At 54.5% G+C, this 211-nt stretch carries 1 protein-coding gene; it reads left to right on the top strand.

Annotated features, from left to right (window positions below; genetic code table 11):
• Positions 1 to 211: AMP-binding protein (locus V756_RS01000000122060; protein WP_155906194.1), on the top strand; the 211-nt coding region annotated here is incomplete at both ends.

Below are 211 nucleotides of genomic sequence, written 5' to 3'. Positions count from 1 at the left end.
AGCTACATGCTGAAAGACAGCGGGGCAGCGCTCTTGCTGACACAGCGGGGATGCTCCGCACCGAACTTTTCTGGCGAAACGCTTGAAATTGACATGACATCTCTTGCGGGCGAAAAAGCAGAAAACCATGTGTTTACTCCTGCTGACAGCGGTTCTCTCGCCTATGTCATCTATACATCGGGCTCTACCGGGCAGCCGAAAGGAGTGGCCG

This window comes from Bacillus tequilensis KCTC 13622, from assembly GCF_000507145.1.
Taxonomy (GTDB): Bacteria; Bacillota; Bacilli; order Bacillales; family Bacillaceae; genus Bacillus; species Bacillus tequilensis.
This window is presented reverse-complemented; position numbering and strand designations above follow the sequence as displayed.